Origin of the sequence: Candidatus Formimonas warabiya (genome assembly GCF_002777255.1) — a bacterium.
In the GTDB taxonomy this organism is placed as follows: domain Bacteria; phylum Bacillota; class Dehalobacteriia; order Dehalobacteriales; family Dehalobacteriaceae; genus Formimonas; species Formimonas warabiya.
Map to the genome: position 1 here is coordinate 3,858,270 of NZ_CP017634.1, position 19,776 is coordinate 3,878,045.

Genomic DNA, 19,776 nt, shown 5'->3' on the forward strand with positions numbered 1-19,776 from the left:
CAGGCAAGGACCTGTTCCTTGCCATATGTCCGGGGATACTTTGCTCTTCCTGATGGCCGGCTGCAAGAATAGACCGGGGATTTAGCACCTTTCCACCACCAGGGCGGTTCCTTGGCCGCCTCCCACGCAAAGCCCGGCCAGTCCATAGCGGGACTTCCGTTTTTGCATCTCGTGCAGCAACGTCACCAGGATTCTGGCGCCGCTGCCCCCGATGGGATGGCCCAGGGCAATGGCGCCGCCGTTTACATTGACCTTGGACATGTCAAGATCAAGCTCCCGGCATACAGCTACGGATTGTGCGGCGAAAGCCTCGTTCAGTTCCACCAAGTCCAGATCCGCCTTGTTCAGGTTGGCCTTTTTTAAAGCCTTACGCACCGCTTCCACAGGCCCCATTCCCATTACCAGAGGCGCGACACCGACAGAAGCCCAGCTTACCACTCTGGCCATGGGGGCTAGGTTCAGTTCCTGCAATTTTTTCGGGGAAACCAGCAGCACCCCTGCCGCCCCGTCGTTGATTCCGGAAGCGTTGGCGGCAGTAACCGTGCCGTCTTTCTTAAAGGCGGGGGATAAGGAGGAGATCGCCTCCAGGGTTACGCCGGCCCGGGGAAATTCATCCACCGCAAAATTAACCTTTTCCTTTTTTACTTTGACAGGCACGGGCACAATCTCCTCTTTGAATCTTCCTTCTTTCATGGCTATTTCCGCCTTAATTTGGCTGGCGACGGCAAATTCATCCTGCTCCCGCCGGGTGATCAGGTATCGTTCCGCCACAGCCTCCGCCGTCAACCCCATGTGCACGTTTTCCCAGGCACACCACAGCCCATCCTTGATCATGGTATCGACCAGGGGGGCGTCGCCCATGCGCAGGCCGCTGCGCACTCCCTCCATCACATAAGGCGCCCGGCTCATGTTTTCCATCCCCCCGGCAATCACCACATCCCTTTCTCTCAGGGCAATCGCCTTAGCGCCCAAGATGACCGCCTCCAGGCCGGAAGCGCAGACCCTGTTTACGGTCAGGGCCGGCACTTCTACAGGCAGTCCCGCTTTAAGAGCGGCTTGGCGGGCAGGATTTTGCCCCAAACCGGCCTGAATCACGTTGCCCAGATAGACATCTTCTACTTCTTCTTGGGGCACCCCTGTTTTTGCCAACAGCCCTTTAATGACAGCGGCCCCTAAATCCACGGCCGGAACAGGCATCAGAGAACCTAAATACTTGCCGATGGCCGTGCGCAAGGCAGCGACAATGTAAATCTCCCCACTCATTTTTATCCCCTCGCTTATTGTTTTCTTTCGGCTTCACTTAAAACTGGGCACCCTTTTTTCCCCGAAGGCCTTCATGCCTTCCTTTTGCTCCCCGCTGGAAAAGCACAGGCCGAAACCTTCCGCTTCGAAGCGTAAAGCCCGCGCCATATCCATATTTAATCCATGGACCACCAGTTGTTTGGTCTGTTTTACGGCAAAGGGACTCTTCGTGCAGATGCATTGGGCCAATTTTTCCGCCTCTTCCAGCACATAGGGCACAACTTTATTGACCAGGCCAATGCGCCAGGCCTCTTCCGCAGGGATGGTCCCGCCGCTTAACAAAAGCTCCAAACCCAGGCCTTTCCCCACCAGGCGGGGCAGTCTTTGGGTCCCCCCAAAACCCGGGGTAATGCCCAGTCCCACTTCAGGCTGGCCAAACCTGGCATGCTCCGCGGCATACCTGATATCACAGGCCAGGGCAAGCTCGCACCCTCCGCCCAGGGCAAAACCATTGACCGCGGCAATCACCGGTTTATCGGTGGTCTCCACCATGGTAAATACCTCATCGCCCAAAAGAGCAAATCTTTTCGCTTCTTCCGGGGTCATCCCCTCCATTTCTCTGATATCGGCCCCGGCCACAAAGGCCTTGTCCCCGGACCCGGTAATAATGATCACCTGTACCTGCTCATTGCTTCGGAGCTCAACAAGGGCCATTTTTAATTCCTCCAGCGTTTGCCGGTTCAACGCATTCAGGGCGTGGGGACGGTGAATGGTCAGAATCCCTGTTCCATCTTTGATTTCAATTAGAATATTGTTCACTTCGTCCCCTCCTGGTAGCTGTAAAATCCCCTGCCGGACTTGACGCCCAGCCAGCCGGCCCGCACATAAGAACACAGCAGAGGACAGGGGCGATACTTGTCGTCGCCCAGCTGTTCATGAAGAATCTCCATGATCGCTAAACAGGTATCCAAGCCGATCAAATCGGCCAGGGCCAGAGGTCCCATGGGATGATTGGCGCCAAATTTCATTACGCTGTCGATGGCTTTCACGTCGGCTACACTTTCATATACCGAATAGACCGCTTCATTAATCATGGGAATCAGGATGCGGTTAAGGGCAAATCCGGGGCTATCCTGAACCACCACGGGAACTTTCCCCAGCTTCACGGTGATATCATACACCATCTGATAGGTTTCCTCTGAAGTTTGCAGCGCCTTGATAATTTCTACCAGTTTCATCACCGGCACAGGATTCATAAAATGCATGCCAATCACTTTTTCCGGCCGTTTCGTGCAGCTGGCCAACTCCGTAATGGGAATCGACGAGGTGTTTGTGGCCAGTATGGCTTCCGGCGCAAGATAGGGCTCCACCTTCCCAAAGATCTTCTTTTTAATTTCCATGTTCTCAGTAGCGGCTTCCATCACCAAGGCGGCTTCTCCTGCTCTGGTGAGATCCAGGGTCGGCTCCAGATGATGCAGGATTTCCGCCATGGTTTCTGCCGTCATCTTTTCTTTTTCCACCAGTTTTTTTAACCTGCCCGTGATATTGCTGATGGACTTATCCAGGTACTCCGTGCTGATATCGTTAAGCAAGACTTGATATCCATTCTGGGCAAAAACCTGGGCAATCCCGCTACCCATTTGACCGGCGCCGATTACCATTATCTTGACACACATGGAAAATTCCTCCTTTCAGGTACCATCATCTCCTATGGTTCAATTTTGTGCCGGCTCCGGAACCCCGGGTATCGGCACTTTCTTATCTTCTCTAATTGTTTTGTTTAGTTCGTAATGTTGGCCCAGTGGTCGTCCACCTGTTTTTGCAGTTTTTCAATTTCCTGTTCCGGCAGGTGCCGGTAGCGCCCCTGACCCTTGAGATATTCCTGGACCGGTTTTCTGTTCTTGATCACTTTGGATACTTTATATGTGCCGTTCTCGTATTCCGCCAGTTCCCATACGCCGCTTTCCACCGCCATCCGGGCCATTTCCACTGTTTTTGCCGTGTCGGTACCCCAGCCCGAGGGGCAGGGAGCCAGCACATGGATAAAAGCAGGTCCTTTGATTTCCAAGGGCACTGAAAAAGTCCATTCGCATAAGCGGGATGGATTTTTTCATATATTTTTGGTATAATTATGCATAGAAAGAAAGGATGGATGGGAGCGGGAGAGAATGCTGAGGGACAACAGTCAAATGCAATTGTCCTTGTCACCATATCAAGGGCTTTATGATATCGTGGTTCCCCAAGAACACCTGTTGCGAAAAATCAAAGAGCATATAGATTTCAGCTTTGTGAATCCCATGTTGCGGAAACAGTATTGTGAAAACTTCGGGCGCCCGGCTAAGGAGCCGGAGATGATGTTCAAGCTGATGTTTTTGAAAAAAATGTACGATTTGTCTGACGAAAAGCTAATAAGTGGCGCGCAGACCGACATGGCATACAAATACTTTCTGGATTTAGACCCAGAAGCTGAAATGATAGATCCAAGTTTGCTCACAAAATTTCGCAAGACCCGCATTACAGAAGATATTTTGGAAGATATGCTAAGAGAAACCATACGGCAAGGGATAGAAAAAGGAATCATCAAATCCACAGCGATCATAGTGGATTCTACCCATACAAACTCGGCGGCACGGCCCAAAACGGTCACACAGGTACTGAGAGAACTTAGCAAACAATTCCGCAGAAAGATTTACCGTGAGATGATAGAGCTTTCCGAAAAGTTTCCGGAAAAGCCAAGCGAAACCGCAGAATTGGCGGAGGAAATCGAATATACATACCACTTGCTTGAAAATGTCAAAGAGGACATACTGCAAAGCGAGAAAATTTCGCTGATTGAACTGTATGAGCGCATTAAGGAATTGCTGGACACACAGCGTATTCGTGAAATACGTTCCAAAAACGATGAGGATGCCCGCTTTGGGCACAAAACGGCAACCAGTACATTTTTCGGTTATAAAAGCCATCTGGCTATGAGCGAAGAGCGGATCATAACAGGCATTGAAGTCACACACGGTGGAGAAGCGGATTGCAAGCAACTTCCGGCACTACTTGAAAAATCCCAAAACAATGGTGTTGAGGTTAAGGAAATTATTGGCGACATGGCGTATGTCAGCGAAGATAACCTTGATACTTGCGAAGAAGACGGCGTGATGCTTTTCGCTAAAACGAATTCCGCTGTGGCGGCTGCTGCCGCCTCGTCGCTGGATGAAGGTTTTTCTTTCAACAAAGATGCCGGATTGTTACAATGTCCGGCAGGGGAATTGGCTATGCGTGTTGAAAAAAGGGCCGCAGAGAATGGGAATACCTATTTGAGATATGTGTTTAGCAAAGTCAAGTGCCGAAAATGCCCGCTATGGGAGCAGTGCCGTGTTGGGAAATCAAAAGCGAAAGAACGGAGTTACAGCATCACGCAGCCGAACGAGAAAAACCGCCTAAGACTTGAATTTGAAGCCGGTGAATACTTCCGTGAACGGCTGAAAATCCGGCACCGTATTGAAGAAAAAAACGGTGAAATGAAAGTGGCGCACGGTCTTGGCAAAGCCGATTCCGTGGGGCTTGACGCCATGCGATTACAAACGTATTTTACAGCGTTTGTGGTAAATGTGAAGCGGATAGTTAAGCTTTCCGCACTAAATCCGGCCTGATTGGGGCTGCTTTTTTATTTCAAGCGAAACCCAACAAATTTTCCGCTTATTCCTACGAAAATTACAACGCATATTTATGCACTGAGAAATCCCCGTCTCTAAAAACGGGGATTTTTCAGTGCCCTTGATTTCCTTGGCTTTGCGGATATTTTCCATGTACTCTCTGGGGTGGGAGATGCTGGCCCGGGCGGCATAGGGAATATTGTGGGCCGCCATGATCCTAACTAGGTCTTTCTTGGGCTTATCTTCCCACATCTGATTGCGCCCCACCGGAGTGGTTGTTGTTCTGGCTCCGTAGGGCGTTTCGCTGCTTCTCTGACCGCCGGTATTCATATAAGCCTCATTGTCATAGCAGATATAAACAAAATTTTCTCCTCTTTCCACCGCGCCGGACAGGGCCTGAATCCCAATGTCTGCGGTGCCCCCGTCCCCGGCTACGCCTAAGACGGTGATATCTTCCTTGCCCTGAACCTTCAGTGCGGCAACCAATCCGGAAACTGCCGAAGCCGTACAGGGAAAAGCCGTTGATACCAACGGAATATTTACTGCCATCTGGGGAAAAAAGCCGGATACCGCCATCATGCAGCCGGCCGGCAGCACCATCACGGTGTTTTTGCCCAAAACCTTTAAGGCCATCCTAAGGGCGATAATTCCTCCACAGCCGGCACAGGCCATAGTGCCATACAGAAGCTCTTCTTGTGTTACATCCTGCAATCTCATCATTCGTACCACCTCAACCCAATGTACTCAACGGCCTGGTTCCCTTGGCCTGTATTGCCGATATCCAGCAGTTGCCGATAGATTTTATCCAGGTCGTCGGCTGTCACGTCTCTCCCCCCAAGTCCGGCGATATAGTTGACGGCCGGAGGATTGATTCTGTTGTTGTAGAGGGCTGCTTTCACATCAGAGAAAAGGGGCCCCTCAAAGCCGAAAGAGTTGCTCCGGTCGATCACCCCGATCGCCCGGGCGCCTTTCAAGGTCTCGCACAGTTCTTTTTGGGGAAACGGCCGGTAAAGTCTGATTTTGGCCAGCCCTACCTTGTGCCCTTGTGCGCGCAAGTTGTCGACCACCTCTTTGGCCGTGCTGCTCAAAGAACCCATGGTCACAAGCACGGCGTCGGCATCGGCGCATTGGTAGTTCTCCACTACGCCGCCATAGCTCCGCCCTACCAGTCGGCCATATTCCGCATCCGCCTTGTTCCATTCATCCTTGGCCTTTTGAATCGCCTGTTCCTGCAGGTATCGCATTTCCATGTACAGGTTTGGCGCCATCCCGGCCGAGACGGTAATGGGGTGGTTCACGTCCACTGCGTCCGCCAGCCTGAAGGGAGGCAGAAAGGCGTCGATGGCGCTCTGCTCAGGCAACTCGACAACTTCATCGGTATGGGAAAGCACGAAGGCATCCAGGCAAACCATGACCGGCGTGAGAATATCCTGATTTTCCGCTACCTTAAAGCACTGGATGGTGGTATCCAGGGCTTCCTGAGCACTTTCCACATGGATCTGCATCCAGCCTGCATCCCGGGTGGACATGCAGTCCTGATGGTCCAGCCAAATCGTCCAGGGGGCGCTGATGGCCCGGTTGGCATTGGCCATGACCACAGGCCTTCTGGCGCCACTGGTAAACTGCATCATTTCGTACATGTATAAAAGTCCCTGAGAGGAGGTGGCCGTAAAGACCCTGGCCCCCGCACAGGACGCAGTGTAGCAGGCGGTCATGGCCGTATGCTCCGATTCAACCTTGACAAACTCCGCATCCATCTCGCCATTGCTGATGAATTCACTGATTTGTTCCACAATCTTGGTCTGCGGGGTGATGGGATAAGCTGCCACAACCTGGGCCCGGGCCAGCTTTACACCGTATGCGACCGCATAATTTCCGTTTAAAAATAATCTTTTTCCCATCCTCTTATCCCTCCTTTGCCATGGCTATAGCTTTGCTGGGACATTCATTGGCGCAAATCCCGCATCCCTTGCAGAAGTCATAGCTGATTTCCACGCACTTTTCCTGTCTTTTGATCATACCCTCCGGGCAAAACACCCAGCACAGCAGGCAATTTTTACATTTTTCCTTGTCCAAAACAGGCTGGAAAACCCGCCAGTTGCCGGTTTGGGTTGTGGGGTGGCCGCCTTCGAAAGCTGCCCCTGCCGGAAGATCGCCTAATTTGCTTGGATTGGGAATAAACCCCATTTCAGGCACCCCCTTTGTACTGTTTGTATGCTTCTTCCAAGGCCTTCACGTTCTTCTCCCCTAATGACCCGCCAAACTGCTCTTTCACCGCATCTTTGAGAAATGCTAATTGAATCACATCAGTGGCGGCACAAAGGGTTCCCAGAATGGTCGTATTGACAATGGGCCGGCCCAGGGCATTGAGAGAAATGCTGGTGGCGTCTACCGTTACCACCTGGGCCGGGTTCTTGAAGGCAAAATCTTCCGGCTTCTTTTCCGTGTTGATGATAATCATGCCATTCTCCTTGATGCCTGCGGAGACGTCAACCGTGGTTAAGAGCCCCTCATCAAAAACGATTACAATATCCGGGTGATAAACCTGGCTCCTGTTCCTGATTGGTGTGTCACTGATTCTGGTAAAGGACAGCACCGGGGCACCGCGCCGTTCTGCGCCGAAAGCGGGGAAAGCCTGGGCATATTTGCCTTCTTTCACAGCCGCGCCGCCGATAATTCCCGCCGCCGTTACGCCGCCCTGTCCTCCTCTGCCATGTATTCTTATCTCTTTCATCTGTCGACCTCCTGAAAGTTTTCTTTTGCTAAATTTAGGGAGATCCTGTCCGGGAGCCTGCGCCAAAAAGGATAATCTGATCGGCCACCTCCCGGCTGAGTCTTTCCTCCCTTACCGCCCTGTCACCAATGATCTCGCCCCGTACGGAAATCCGGTTTTTATGCTGGGAAAAATCGCTCGTCCGGCATGCCGTCGGACATCCGTTCAGGATCAATAAACAGGCTACAGGGTCGTCCCCGTCCAGGGAAAATTGAAAAATATGGTCCGGCAGCAGGTCTTTCACCTTTTGTAAAAGGTCCCTTCTGTCAATCTCAGGTTTACAACCCCCACAAAAAGCCACAAAAACCCTTTTCATAGACCTTTATTCGTTGATTCCCGCCAATTCTTTCGCCCGCGCCATAAGCTGCTTGGATTTACGCCGGAACATCGCCCGGATCATCACGCGCTGGGTCTCGGGAGCTCCCCCGCCCAGAACCGATTCCGCCGGGATCACGGAAGACTGCCCGGAGAGATACTCGATCAGGCGGGTGATTCTGATGCGGTTTTCTGTTTTGACACCTTCCACTCCGGCAAAGTATTTGTTCACATAGGCACCAATCACCGGGCTCTTTAGGTCCTTCTCGCTTGGCATTGTACAGAGCAGCCCTCCGGCAATATCATAGGCCTGTTGCGCGGCGATGCACACGGCCTTGCCGCCCTGGAGCTTGGCGGCGTTGACCAGGCTGGTTTCCGGCTGGAATACCCCGGCCGGCGTGCGGGAGCCAAAACGGGCCGCCCCGATGGCACATCCGTAAGACAATTCCGAGTTAAACATGATGTCGGTCATCTTTTCCTTGACATGCTCCGTTTTGGCCAGGCCGGCATACTCGACGGACACCTGGAGCGCCCCCAGAATCAGGTCGCAGTGGCCGGATTTGCACCCGCAGAAGGCCAGCCTGTGGTAATTGGCGAAAAGCCCTACCAGGGGACCGGCAAATTCCGTTTCCCCGTACATGAAAACCCTGTCCCAGGGTACGAAGACATTGTCAAAAACCACCAGGGAAGCACCATGAACCCCATATTTGTAGTTCCCCACATCGATATCTGAATTTTCCAGGGATCTTCTCAGGGTACAAGCCGGAGATTCAAAAATATGGGTAATTCCTGCGGCGTCGGCAGGAATGGCAAAAGCCAGGGCATAAGCCTTATCGTCAGGAGTCATGGCTTCCGTAGGCAGGATCAAATTCTCATGGGCATGCAGGGCCCCGGACTGATGGGCCTTGGCGCCTTTGACGATGATTCCCTCCGGCGTTTCCCGGACCACATGAAGATAAACATCTGGATCCGGCTGCTTGCTGGGCCCCAGCCGGCGGTCCCCTTTGGCGTCAGTGACCATGCCGCTTACCGCCAGGTCCTTTTCCTGGACCTCCTTGAGCCATTTCTGAACTCTTTGATGATAAGTGGTGCCATTCTTCATATCCATGTCGTAGGTGGTGGCATAGATGGCGTTAATGGCATCGGACCCGACACAGCGGGCGCCGACACAACCGCCGTGCCGGGGGGTAAGATTTTTAAGCTGCTGGACACGGCGCACCAGATCGTCAGGTTCCGTATGAATATTGGTGAACATATTGATTTTTTGTCCATCAAAATGGGACCTGCACGTATAGGTGCTTTCGTTTTCCGGCTCATGAGCCAGGTCATAGGATAGCGCGATGGCGTTAAAAGTGGGCCGGAGCTCAGGATGCTCCACCAGGTTTGGCACCAATTCCCCCCTGATATACACCCTGGTGTGCATTTTTGGGATGCTTTCCAGATACTGCCTTCCAGTCATTAAAGGCATTGCGTACGTCCTCCTTTGTCTAAAATGTTTTGTGACTTGTTTTTAGGACATTGCAATTCCTTTGCCAAGGATTCTAGCCGGTTTTTACGCCTTTTGGAGTCATTTTTCCGCAATCCTATTTCATTTTTGAAAGAGCACATGAGTGAAATCACTATTTTCCTGATTGCATTTTTGGAATCCCTTTTCACTTTTGAAATTAAGCATAATTCCTATCAGTGGTCATGGTCGGGAAGGCAGTAAAAAGGTGGGAAAATCGCTGGGGTTAACAAAAAAAACCTGCCCCAACATATTAAGGGCAGGCTTGCTAGGAGCATCGCTCATTCAATTTATGTAGCAGTTCTTTTACGGCAACAGAGCTAAAGTTTTTCTTCTGAAATTTTATCAAATTCTGGGTGGCTGGTGAAAAAAGCTATATGACTTTTTTATAAAATGGGGTTGGACGGAAAACTCGATCGTCTGATCGTCCCTTTTGTCTTTGATAAATATTTTTAGCGGATGATCCATCTTTTCATAAGGGAAAAAATCTCCCTCTGTGCCAAAATCTACCCAATCATTTTCTGATTCATACTGGGCCCAATGGGATCTTGCATAATGGATTCCCACCTCATCCACTACTTCCACCTCAACGAGTGAGTCAGGGGACGGTTCCCTGACTCACTCGAAAAATCTTGAATTCCCATCTTCTTCAGCGAAACCTTGCCTTGAAAACGCTATGATTATGGCTAGAATCCAAGCAACCCGTAAAAAAAGTTTTAATTTACCCTCCCTGTTTTTAACAGTATCCTCCATCATTTCATTTATTAGACAGATTGTTTTTCAAAAAAGTTCCCTTTCGATGAGTCAGGGGACGGTTCCTTGACTCACTCTACATTTATAATCCACCATAAAGGAATTAATTGCTTTTTCCCAGTTCTTGACTTCTTGAATTTCATCAAATAAAAAATAATATTTAAGGTTTTTACTGATTTTTGATTTTACAAAAGCGTATAGACTTTTAGCATTATCTATCTCAGTGTATTCCATAGACTCAAAGTTAATATAGAGGATGTTCTCATCGCTGATTCCGCGTTGTCTCAATTCTTCTTTCAGCATCAGTAAAATTGCTGATTTACCGCTTCTTCTAATGCCGGTCAACACTTTGATCAAAGGCTTATCAATAAATGTCCTTAGTTGTTCTAAATAGTGTTCACTGCCGACATTTATATTACCGGTTCAAATTCAAAGCTATTGTCCTCCGAGCTTGCTACTTATATTGCCGGAAGATATATTAAAATCAATGTGACGCCTTTATCCTTTAAAGAAAACCTGGAGTTTAAAAAAATACTTACCGGAACAGAACCTACAGACATTCAAAAGGAATTTATCCGGTATCTCCGGCTTGGCGGATTCCCTGTTATTCATACAGCAAACTATTCTTATGAAGATGCATATAAAATCATTAATGATATTTATGCTTCCGCTACACTGCGAGATATTGTCCAACGCCATCGTATCCGGAATATTGAGTTGTTGGAAAAGGTTGTAAAATATGTGTTTGAGAATATCGGAAATATGTTTTCTGCAAAAAAGGTAGCAGATTATTTTAAAAATCAACAGAGAAAGATTGATATTGAAACAGTTTATAACTATCTGGATGCTCTTGAAGCTGCATTTATTATCTATCGTGTCCCAAGATATGATTTAAGGGGCAAAGAGGTTTTGCGAACCAATGAGAAATACTTTATTGGCGATCAGGGATTGAAATATGCTGTGATGGGCTATAAGGATAGAGATATATCGGGCATTCTTGAAAACATTGTCTTTTTGGAGCTCAAACGCAAAGGATATCAGGTATATGTAGGAAAGTTTGACGATAAGGAAATTGACTTTGTCGCAGAAAAAAAAGATCAAAAGATTTATGTTCAAGTCGCCTATAAATTATCGGAAGAGGCAACAATAGAAAAAGAATTTGGAGCGCTGCTTGGAGTTAGAGACCATTACCCAAAGTATGTTATTACAATGGAAGATTTTTGGCAGGATAACATAGAGGGCATCAAGCATAAAAACCTTGCAGATTTTCTGCTGATGGATGAATATTGATTGGCAGGGTGGGGCAGAGAACCGTCCCCTGACTCACCCTGACTCACTTCCTTAATATTTTTCATCATTTCTCTTCAGATCTTTGAGCTGGGTAAAATGCTTTGGGCAAAAAATATCCTAATAACAAGGAGAAATACGTAACGTTATCCCCTATACACCTACGGATTAACCCAAAAATAAATACAATAGCGGGTGCGTCGGTGAGAAAATACAATATAGTAAATAAAACTATTAATAATGAAAATGCTGCTAAACCAAGATTAGGAATGTTCACAATAAGTTTTTCTTTTCTATTAAAAAGATCCAGAATATTGGGATATGATAAATAAAGTCCTAACAAGAAAGGGTAGATCATGGTCCAAATAATATTTATATAAAATAATTTTTTAACTATGGGTGAAATAATCATTATCATGTGAAAAAAAAGAATTAGCAAAAGTACATGAATTAGAATATGTAAATATTTCTTTTCCATTACATTACCTCCCAAAAGTAGGGTTTCTACAACATTTCGTAGAAACCCTACTTTATGCAATTAACAATTGTAATTATTCTATGTGGTCATTAGTGAAACTGAAGTTCCAATTAGCTGTTCCTCTAGTTAATTTAACTGTAGAAGTCATGCCAATACTCGCAGAACCCTGCCATTTTACTACATATTTTGTAAAACCGGTATTGTAGGCGTATGCATTAGCTGTGGGAGTTTGAGTGTATTTTTGCTTAACAGAAGGTCCACTATCTATAGTCATTCCACTACAATAATATTGTACCGTCCTATTAGAAAGAGAAACCTGAGCATCCTGTATTTGCCATCCGCCATTAACTTTTGTTAATAAATAACCGGTGTTATCTAAACTATCTGTTACTGTGTTCCAATAAACTGTTGAATATGCCAGTACAGAACCTGTACTATCCCCGTCCTCATCATCATAATGACCCGTTCCTTGAATCGAAAAATCACTACTTTTAATTTCTACAAAGGTGGTCACTGCTACTGTCTTTTCCGTACTGCCATCCTTTTTCTTTATTTCCTTAAGTACTTGGGCAGTGGTGAATGATTCCAGTTTTTTAGAATTACCATGGGATTCTAAAAATACATTTTGTTTTTTTATAAATGGTTGAACATTTAAATCACTTTTACCGTTTTTTGCCCGTGAGAGAAGTTGATTAATATCAGTTATTTCAGCTTTTTCAATCACTACCAGATCATTGCTTTTTGGGGTGTCCATTGCATAAACGGCACCAGTAAACAGCATTAATAAACAAACTAACGAAATTAGAAAAGTTAACTTTTTCATATTCGTCCTCCCTTAGTTAATTATATTAACATTTTTACTTGCTTAGCACCAGTCCTTATGAAATAAAGTTATCGAAAAACAAATACCAATTTGCTGTTCCTCTGGTTAATTTAACTTCGGTAGAAACACCAACACTAAAACCAAGATCGAATCCATGACAAACATATTTTGTAAAACCTGTACTGTAGGAGAATGTGTTACTTGTTGGAGTTTTAGTGACGTGTTGGGTTGTAACAGCAGGTCCACCATCTGCACCTGCTCCATTGCAATTATAAATAACCTTCCTACTAGAAAGAGAAACTTGAGCATCCTCTATTCTCCAACCACCGCTAGCTCTTGTTAACAAATAACAGGTGTTATTAACAGAATCCGTAATTGTAGACCAGTAACGTGTTGAATATGCTACCACAGCGCCAGTCGAATCAGGTTTCTCATCGTTATAACTACCACCTCCTAGGGGAACAATTACAAATGTAGTCACTGCAATAGTCTTTTCAGTACTGCCATTTTGTTTTTTTGTTTCCTTAAGCACTTGAGCAGTCGAGTATGTCTGCAGTTCTTTAGAATCCCCTTGGGATCGTAAAAATGCCTTTTCATTTTTTATAAATGGTTTAACATCACAGTCAGTTATGCCATTTTTTGCCCGTAAGAAAAGCTGGTCTACATCAGTTATTTCGGCATTGTTAATCAATGTGACATCATTATCTTTTGGAGCTTCCTTTGCATAAACTGCAACAGTACATAGTATTAGGATACAAATTAACGAAAAAACAATCGTAATCTTTTTCATATACTACTACCTCCTAAGTAAATATTTGTAAAATGTGGGCACCATTGAAATAATTTATTTTACTGTAAATTTAAAATTTATTTCCTTTTTCCTGAACTATGCTTACAGTATGGTTGAAAGAGCCTCATGCCTTCTTTAGTCCATTATGAACTAATTTCCCTTCCTCAGATAAACGGCATTCTAATCACCTCCAACTGTAAATCCATGGATGCCTTCAAATAATACGCCTTCGTACTCCCCGAATTTAGGAGATTTTTTAATAAAGATCAAATTTATTCACAATAATTTTCATCGTAGACACTGACAGATTCATAATCAGCGCCTTTATAAACTTTAGCGCTAATGGTCAGCCTGTAAGTATACCCCCTGGTAACGTAGTAGCTCTCGTTACATACTAATTCATTTCCCATTTCCTCTAAGCCACTCCATGTTTTAACGGTTGTTAATGTACCTGACGTGCTTTTCCGTTGCAGTGTCACCGTAGCAGTGATTTTGGTTACACCCACTTTACCTAAAACACGTGCATAAGCATTTGCTTCGGCTCCGGAAAAAGATAGCTCTGCTTTTATACTGTCCGTGTTTTGCCAATATGGTGTAATGATTTGGTTCGAAATCGCCCTAAAAACGTTTTGATTTTCCTGCATCACCCCAGTGTCTGCAGCCCGTGCCCCCGCACTCACAGATACACACATGATCACTGCTGCCAACAGGGAAAATAGTTTCTTTGCTTTCATTTTGGCTCACCTCCTTTTTTAATATCCCGATATTGAATCATTTATAATAAAAACGATAGGGTAAGGTAATTTGTTACAAAAAAAACAAAATTTATTAACAAAATTTTTTATTAATTTAACAAATACCCACTTGACCGAAGTTGAGATATAAAAAGCCCCGTAATATTTTCAAGTTAAGAAAATATTACGGGGCTTTTTATATCTGTTTTTCACTTATTTACGGCCACACTTTCCGCAATTTTTAGCAACTCATTTTTATCAAGGTAGGAAATAAGCTCAAAATGATATACACTGTTTCGCCAAATGATGATCGTCCTGTCCGCTTTAGTTTTTCCTTCGAATAAATAAGCAGGATATCCTCCAATATCTATTTTCATAAAATTAGTATTTTCGTTGTCTACTGCCATTGAACCGCTTTCCTTTAAGGGAGTTTGGTCAAATATGATCTCATTTCCCTGGCTGTTTAGATATTTTGTGGTAAAGCCTGCCCCTGCTTTCCTGGTTTCTTTTTCCTTAAAGCCATCAGGAATATATCCCAACCGGTAGGGAGATTTTTGAAAATCAGTATTTTCCTCCTTAAAACTAAACCGGATAAATTCCTTTTGGTATTCCATAATGGTATTTAATACCTGAACCCGGGATGCCTCTACGCTCATTAACACACCAAAGGATCCAACCAATAAAATAGCAACAACAGCGGCGATTTTCCCTCCAAAGCGTGTCATTTGCCTGATTCTCGTTTTATGCCGGTAATTTTTGATCGTTTTTTCCATTCTTGCAGTCAATTCCAGCGACACTGGGTGGATTTTTGCCAGTTCCTCTTCCGAAGGCAGCTGCTCCATTCTTTTTTCAAAATCTTCTTCTAACGCAATGGCCAGCATAGCATCAAACAATTTTTCCTGTTGTTGTTCTTTATTCATGGTACAGCCCCTCCTTCCCCAATATTTCCCGCAGCTTTTTTTGGCGCGATGTAACCGCACCCGTACATGATCGTCGGTGATATGAAGAATTTTAGCTATTTCTTTATCGTCATAATTATATACATATTTGAGATACAGTGCATCGGTATATTTGTGATCCAGATGTGAGATGCACTGCAAAAGTAGCTTGTACCCATCAGCGGCCGTAACAAAATCCGCTGGAGATGACTCATTACTTTCTAACGTATACGCCACATCATCAAGAGCAATTTGAGCAATTTTTTTGCTTTTTCTTAGGATATCAAGGGAAGTATTTCTTGTGATAATAACGATTAAACCCTTCGATTTGTTACAGGATATATCCGAAAATTTATCCAAACAGACAATAATTTTAAGAAATGACTCATGCACGGCATCTTCGGCGAATTGTCTGTCTTGTAAAACAGAGTAAGCTACATAATACATGAGCTGCTTGTATTGTATGTAAATTTGTTCCACTTTGTCGCGTTCACTTTGACTTTCGATAGCCATCAAATAAATCAACATGATTGTCCCTTTCTTTATGGCTTTCCTCAAGTATGCAAAAAGAAAATTTACAAATTTTTCGTCGCCATTACTAGGATAAGAAATCTGGCTTTTTATGTAATATTATCATATTTTTATGTTTATTTCCATCTATGGTCTTAGTTGACAATTATCCATTTTTATAAATCCAAAAAATTTATGCCTTCCATGCATTTTAACTTTTATTCTGTGAGATACTATCAGTACGTTAAAAAAAGGGAGGCGAGTACAAATGCAACAAATCTTAAACAGGCTGGATACTTCTTCCTGGGAAAGCTATAAGCGTTCTTTGGGAGAAGCTATGGAAGTTGCCAATGACATGGGGATATCGGAAGATCAGATTTCTCAATTTGCGCAGCAATTCGGCAGTTTTCTGGCAAACAATATTTCCCCTGATATTCCTGAAAACAGGGCACTAAAAGATCTTTGGCAGGCTGCCTCTCCCGAGGAACAAAAAACCATTGCCGGCTTAATGATTAAGCTGGCCAGAAACAGCGAACATTAACCAAGGTTCCTATAGAGGCCTAGCCGTACCAAGAAGAAAAGGAGAATTTATATGCACGAAATATTAAACAAGTTGGATACCTCTTCCTGGGATAACTATAAACGTTCTCTGGGACGGGGCATGGAAGTGGCTAAAGAATTGGGCATGTCTGAACAGGAGATAGCTTCTGTGGCCCAGAAATTCGGCAGCTACTTATCCCAAAACATCAATCCTGATTTACCGGAAAACAAGGCCCTGAAAGAGTTGTGGCAAATTGCCGATCCCCACGAACAACAAACGTTAACCAACTTAATGATGAAAATAGCAAAATCGTCATAGAAGCGCACAACCTGCGCTTCTTATTTTTTCCCTGAGAAACCGTTTGTCCCAGGCAGGAAAATATTGAAAGCAAGAGAAGTAACTAGGGAAATCTAAAAACCGGCTCCTTGCATCTCGAGGAATTACGAAAGGAAGCATCCATGAAAATCAACGTCTTTTTAGCCCATTTTGATGATGCCGTAGGTTATGATTTAGAAATTTTAGACCCGGAAGCAACTGTACAGGACTATCTCGACGCCTTAAACCTGTTTCAAGAGACCCATGTGGCTAGTTGCCGGGGATGTGACGGCTGTTGTTGGGAGCGCATTCCTCTTACCTCTCTCGATGTGGTAAAATATTTAGCCCAGCCTGAAATTACCAGCCGGCTTCCCGGCAATGCCTCTCCGTTAACGTCTTTCATCCATCAATTTTGTCATGTCTGGGGCAAGGGGCCGGTGGTGGATATTATGCTCAAGCAGGAAAAAAACGGGGCCTGTGTTTTTTTGGACCCGGATGAAAAAATCTGCCGGCTCCATCCGTCGCGTTCCTTCGTCTGCCAAACCTTTATCTGTCTGCCTCATGGGGAACGGGCCGGCCAACTGCGGGACATCTTGTTGAATATTGGGGAGGACGACCTGGTACACCGCTACCTGAGAGAAGCCCAAGAAAAAAGAGAGACCCCAGTGATCCATGGTGATCACGGCGCCTCTCCCTCGTTAACAGATTATCCTGCCACACCTTTTTCCGAAAAACAGGCTTACACGGAAGTAAAGATTAAAAATGTGGTCCCGGAAAAACTGTGGAAACAATTATACGTTCATCCCGGCTTCTAAAGCCTGTATATTTAAAGCATGGAGTTTGGGGGGAATCTGCTCTTTTAAGATCTCAAACCAATCTACCCCGTCCAAATCCAAGGCCTTGATTAATGCCCCTAAAAGAATAATGTTCTGAGCCTTAATATTTCCCAAATCCTCTGCCATCTGTGCCGCTTTGAAGGCTTTTACATTTTTCACCTTTTCCTGAAGCCGCTCCACAATCTGGTCCGGGTAACTTTCCTGCCCCATCAGAACAGGCAGGGAATAAATTTCATAATCATTCACCAGCAGGGTTCCTCCCGGCTTTAATTGATGCAGCCACCGCACGGCCTCAACCTTTTCAAAGGCAATGAGAATATCGGCTTCCCCTTTGCCGATGCAGGGGGAATAAACCTTTTTACCGTACCGAACCTGGGTGGTGACGCTGCCGCCCCGTTGTGCCATGCCGTGGATTTCGGACATCTTGACATCGAATCCGAGTTTCAATAACCCTTCCGTTAGTATTTTGGACGCCAGGATAATCCCTTGTCCGCCTACGCCCACAAACAAAATGCTTTTGGTCATCTTATTCACCCACCTTTTCAATGGCACCAAATTTACATACCTGCAGGCAAAGAGCACAACCGTTACACATATCCCGCTCTATTTCTACCTGGCCCTGCTTAAATGCGATGGCCGGACAGCCGGTCTTGATGCAGGCCCGGCATTTTGTACATTTCTCCTGATCAATGCGGCAGGACAAATGGGCCCTTCTTTTTTGTACCTCTTTGATCAAAACACAGGGCTGCTTGGTAATGATCACAAAAGGCTCTGTCGCGTCATAAGCCTCTTTCACCGCTTTTTGGGTAGCCTCCAGCTGGTAAGGGTCAACCACCCGGATATTTTCTGCTTTAATGCCTACCGCCTTCACGAGAGCTTCAATATCCACTACAGGGGCGGGTTCTCCCATCAAAGTTTTCCCGGTGCCGGGGTTTTCCTGATGGCCGGTCATGGCAGTAATGCTGTTGTCCAGAATCACCACCACCATAGGCGTATTATTATAGACCGCGTCGATCAACCCGGTAATCCCGGAGTGGAAGAAGGTAGAATCCCCGATAAAGCCAAATATTTTTTCCTTTCGGCCCGCTTTCATGGCGGCCCGCTGGAAGCCCAGCCCGGCGGAAATGCCTGCCCCCATACAGATGACAACATCCGTCACATTTAACGGCGGCATCATGCCCAAGGTGTAACAGCCGATATCTCCGGTAGCCACGACATCCTTATATTTGCTCACAGCGTAATAGATACCCCTGTGGGGACAACCGGGGCAGAGCACAGGAGGCCGGGAAGGCGCCTGAATATCCACTTCATAAACTTCTTTATTTTCTGAGGGCAGTAAGGCCCGGCGAATAATCTGGGGACTGAGTTCCTCACAACGGGGAATGAACTCTTTGCCGATACAGTCAATCCCCAGCATGCGCACATAATTTTCTAAATAAGGTTCATTTTCTTCAATCACATAAAGCTTATCAACCACTTTGGCAAATTTCCTGATCATCTTGTCCGGCAAGGGAAAGGTAAAACCAATTTTTAAATAGGACGCTTTTTCCCCGAAAACTTCTTTGGCATGCTGGTAGGAGATTCCGCTGGTAATAATGCCGATTTTTTTCTTGCCCCATTCGATTCTGTTTAAGGGGGAACGGTTGGCATATTCCTGCATGCGAGCCAGCCTGTCCTCTACTTCATGATGCTTAATCCGGGAGTGGGCGGGAATCATCACATACTTTTTGATATTTTTCTGATATTCCTTGACTCCCACTTCCATTCTTTCCCCTAATTCAACCAGGCCTTTACTGTGGCAGATCCGCGTCGATACCCGGAACAGAACAGGGGTGTCAAATTTTTCACTGATTTCAAAGGCCTGTTTTACAAAATCCTTACATTCCTGGCTGTCTGAAGGCTCGATCATCGCCACTTTGGCAAAAGGGGCGTAGAGCCGGTTGTCCTGTTCATTTTGGGAACTGTGCATGCCGGGATCATCCGCAGTAACGATCACCAGCCCCCCGTTCACCCCTTCATAAGCGATGGTAAACAGGGGATCGGCAGCTACATTGAGTCCCACATGCTTCATGGCAGCCAATGATCTGGCCCCCCCGATGGATGCGCCGCAGACTACCTCTACGGCAACTTTCTCATTAGGAGCCCACTCAGAATAAATTTCTTTATACTGAGCCATGTTTTCCAGGATTTCCGTGCTTGGAGTCCCGGGATACGCCGCCGCAACGGTACACCCGGCCTCGTAAGCGCCCCGGGCAATGGCCTCGTTACCGGTCATGATTGTCTTCATCTT

Annotated in this window: 24 protein-coding genes; 5 read left to right on the forward strand and 19 right to left on the reverse strand. The window is 46.1% G+C overall.

The window, feature by feature from the left end; genetic code table 11:
- Nucleotides 1-81 precede the first annotated feature (81 nt).
- The 4 genes from DCMF_RS17505 to DCMF_RS17520 all read right to left on the reverse strand — a co-directional run bounded on the left by DCMF_RS17505 (nt 82) and on the right by DCMF_RS17520 (nt 3,316).
- Nucleotides 82-1,263: an acetyl-CoA C-acetyltransferase gene (locus DCMF_RS17505; protein ID WP_148135611.1), complete on the reverse strand. Its 1,182-nt coding sequence runs from the start codon at nt 1,261-1,263 to the stop codon at nt 82-84.
- 33 nt (nt 1,264-1,296) lie between these two features.
- A complete protein-coding gene (locus DCMF_RS17510) occupies nt 1,297-2,061 on the reverse strand; it encodes an enoyl-CoA hydratase-related protein (RefSeq protein ID WP_148135612.1) in 765 nt (254 codons plus the stop codon).
- Nucleotides 2,058-2,918, reverse strand: coding sequence for a 3-hydroxybutyryl-CoA dehydrogenase (locus DCMF_RS17515; RefSeq protein ID WP_148135613.1), 861 nt, complete (start codon nt 2,916-2,918; stop codon nt 2,058-2,060). Before DCMF_RS17515 ends, DCMF_RS17510 begins: the two co-directional genes overlap by 4 nt.
- 104 nt (nt 2,919-3,022) lie before the next feature.
- Nucleotides 3,023-3,316, reverse strand: a complete 294-nt coding sequence (locus DCMF_RS17520) for a hypothetical protein (protein ID WP_148135614.1) — start codon at nt 3,314-3,316, stop codon at nt 3,023-3,025.
- 115 nt (nt 3,317-3,431) lie between these two features.
- Here DCMF_RS17520 and DCMF_RS17525 point away from each other — a divergent pair, with 115 nt between their 5' ends.
- Complete coding sequence (locus tag DCMF_RS17525) at nt 3,432-4,886, forward strand: IS1182 family transposase (RefSeq protein ID WP_236860051.1); 1,455 nt, start codon at nt 3,432-3,434, stop codon at nt 4,884-4,886.
- On the opposite strand, the gene DCMF_RS17530 is transcribed toward DCMF_RS17525, so the two are convergent.
- The 8 genes from DCMF_RS17530 to DCMF_RS17565 form a co-directional block, all read right to left on the reverse strand.
- Complete coding sequence (locus tag DCMF_RS17530) at nt 4,872-5,609, reverse strand: thiamine pyrophosphate-dependent enzyme (RefSeq protein ID WP_148135615.1); 738 nt, start codon at nt 5,607-5,609, stop codon at nt 4,872-4,874. The genes DCMF_RS17525 and DCMF_RS17530 overlap by 15 nt on opposite strands.
- Nucleotides 5,606-6,790 carry a pyruvate ferredoxin oxidoreductase gene (porA, locus tag DCMF_RS17535; RefSeq protein WP_148135616.1) on the reverse strand — a complete coding sequence of 395 codons (1,185 nt, stop codon included), beginning with the start codon at nt 6,788-6,790 and terminating at the stop codon, nt 5,606-5,608. The genes DCMF_RS17530 and porA overlap by 4 nt, the downstream gene beginning before the upstream one ends.
- Before the next feature lie 4 nt (nt 6,791-6,794).
- Nucleotides 6,795-7,076: a 4Fe-4S binding protein gene (locus tag DCMF_RS17540; RefSeq protein WP_148135617.1), complete on the reverse strand. Its 282-nt coding sequence runs from the start codon at nt 7,074-7,076 to the stop codon at nt 6,795-6,797.
- Between the two features lies 1 nt (nt 7,077).
- Entirely contained in the window at nt 7,078-7,623 is a 546-nt protein-coding gene (locus DCMF_RS17545) for a pyruvate ferredoxin oxidoreductase subunit gamma (RefSeq protein ID WP_148135618.1), read from the reverse strand.
- 34 nt (nt 7,624-7,657) lie between these two features.
- A complete protein-coding gene (locus tag DCMF_RS17550; protein WP_214658700.1) occupies nt 7,658-7,963 on the reverse strand; it encodes a hypothetical protein in 306 nt (101 codons plus the stop codon).
- Nucleotides 7,964-7,984: 21 nt separating this feature from the next.
- Complete coding sequence (locus DCMF_RS17555) at nt 7,985-9,445, reverse strand: 4-hydroxyphenylacetate 3-hydroxylase N-terminal domain-containing protein (RefSeq protein ID WP_148135620.1); 1,461 nt, start codon at nt 9,443-9,445, stop codon at nt 7,985-7,987.
- A 381-nt stretch (nt 9,446-9,826) separates the two neighbouring features.
- Nucleotides 9,827-10,057, reverse strand: a complete 231-nt coding sequence (locus tag DCMF_RS17560; RefSeq protein ID WP_148135621.1) for a hypothetical protein — start codon at nt 10,055-10,057, stop codon at nt 9,827-9,829.
- A gap of 228 nt (nt 10,058-10,285) precedes the next feature.
- Nucleotides 10,286-10,582, reverse strand: a complete 297-nt coding sequence (locus tag DCMF_RS17565; protein ID WP_236860346.1) for an ATP-binding protein — start codon at nt 10,580-10,582, stop codon at nt 10,286-10,288.
- A 45-nt stretch (nt 10,583-10,627) separates the two neighbouring features.
- On the opposite strand from DCMF_RS17565, the gene DCMF_RS17570 reads away from it, so the two are divergent.
- On the forward strand, nt 10,628-11,524 hold the full coding sequence (locus tag DCMF_RS17570) for an ATP-binding protein (RefSeq protein WP_236860052.1): 897 nt from the start codon (nt 10,628-10,630) through the stop codon (nt 11,522-11,524).
- A 64-nt stretch (nt 11,525-11,588) separates the two neighbouring features.
- On the opposite strand, the gene DCMF_RS17575 is transcribed toward DCMF_RS17570, so the two are convergent.
- From DCMF_RS17575 to DCMF_RS17595, 5 genes are all read right to left on the reverse strand, one after another.
- Entirely contained in the window at nt 11,589-11,999 is a 411-nt protein-coding gene (locus DCMF_RS17575) for a hypothetical protein (protein WP_148135624.1), read from the reverse strand.
- A gap of 73 nt (nt 12,000-12,072) precedes the next feature.
- Nucleotides 12,073-12,822 (reverse strand): hypothetical protein, encoded by a 750-nt coding sequence (locus DCMF_RS17580; protein WP_148135625.1) that lies wholly within the window; start codon nt 12,820-12,822, stop codon nt 12,073-12,075.
- A gap of 55 nt (nt 12,823-12,877) precedes the next feature.
- A complete protein-coding gene (locus tag DCMF_RS17585; RefSeq protein ID WP_148135626.1) occupies nt 12,878-13,612 on the reverse strand; it encodes a hypothetical protein in 735 nt (244 codons plus the stop codon).
- 272 nt (nt 13,613-13,884) lie between these two features.
- On the reverse strand, nt 13,885-14,346 hold the full coding sequence (locus DCMF_RS17590) for a hypothetical protein (RefSeq protein WP_148135627.1): 462 nt from the start codon (nt 14,344-14,346) through the stop codon (nt 13,885-13,887).
- Nucleotides 14,347-14,555: 209 nt separating this feature from the next.
- Entirely contained in the window at nt 14,556-15,812 is a 1,257-nt protein-coding gene (locus DCMF_RS17595) for a sigma-70 family RNA polymerase sigma factor (RefSeq protein ID WP_148135628.1), read from the reverse strand.
- Nucleotides 15,813-16,062: 250 nt separating this feature from the next.
- Here DCMF_RS17595 and DCMF_RS17600 point away from each other — a divergent pair, with 250 nt between their 5' ends.
- From DCMF_RS17600 to DCMF_RS17610, 3 genes are all read left to right on the forward strand, one after another.
- Nucleotides 16,063-16,335: a DUF3243 domain-containing protein gene (locus DCMF_RS17600; protein ID WP_148135629.1), complete on the forward strand. Its 273-nt coding sequence runs from the start codon at nt 16,063-16,065 to the stop codon at nt 16,333-16,335.
- Nucleotides 16,336-16,386: 51 nt separating this feature from the next.
- Nucleotides 16,387-16,653 (forward strand): DUF3243 family protein, encoded by a 267-nt coding sequence (locus DCMF_RS17605; RefSeq protein ID WP_148135630.1) that lies wholly within the window; start codon nt 16,387-16,389, stop codon nt 16,651-16,653.
- Between the two features lie 140 nt (nt 16,654-16,793).
- Nucleotides 16,794-17,465: a YkgJ family cysteine cluster protein gene (locus DCMF_RS17610; RefSeq protein WP_148135631.1), complete on the forward strand. Its 672-nt coding sequence runs from the start codon at nt 16,794-16,796 to the stop codon at nt 17,463-17,465.
- Here DCMF_RS17610 and DCMF_RS17615 read toward each other — a convergent pair.
- Both DCMF_RS17615 and iorA read right to left on the reverse strand, forming a co-directional pair.
- The gene (locus DCMF_RS17615) at nt 17,442-18,011 is read right to left on the reverse strand and encodes an indolepyruvate oxidoreductase subunit beta (protein ID WP_148135632.1); all 570 of its coding nucleotides are present in this window, start codon (nt 18,009-18,011) and stop codon (nt 17,442-17,444) included. The genes DCMF_RS17610 and DCMF_RS17615 overlap by 24 nt on opposite strands.
- Nucleotide 18,012: 1 nt before the next feature.
- Nucleotides 18,013-19,773, reverse strand: a complete 1,761-nt coding sequence (gene iorA, locus DCMF_RS17620) for an indolepyruvate ferredoxin oxidoreductase subunit alpha (protein ID WP_148135633.1) — start codon at nt 19,771-19,773, stop codon at nt 18,013-18,015.
- Nucleotides 19,774-19,776 lie beyond the last annotated feature (3 nt).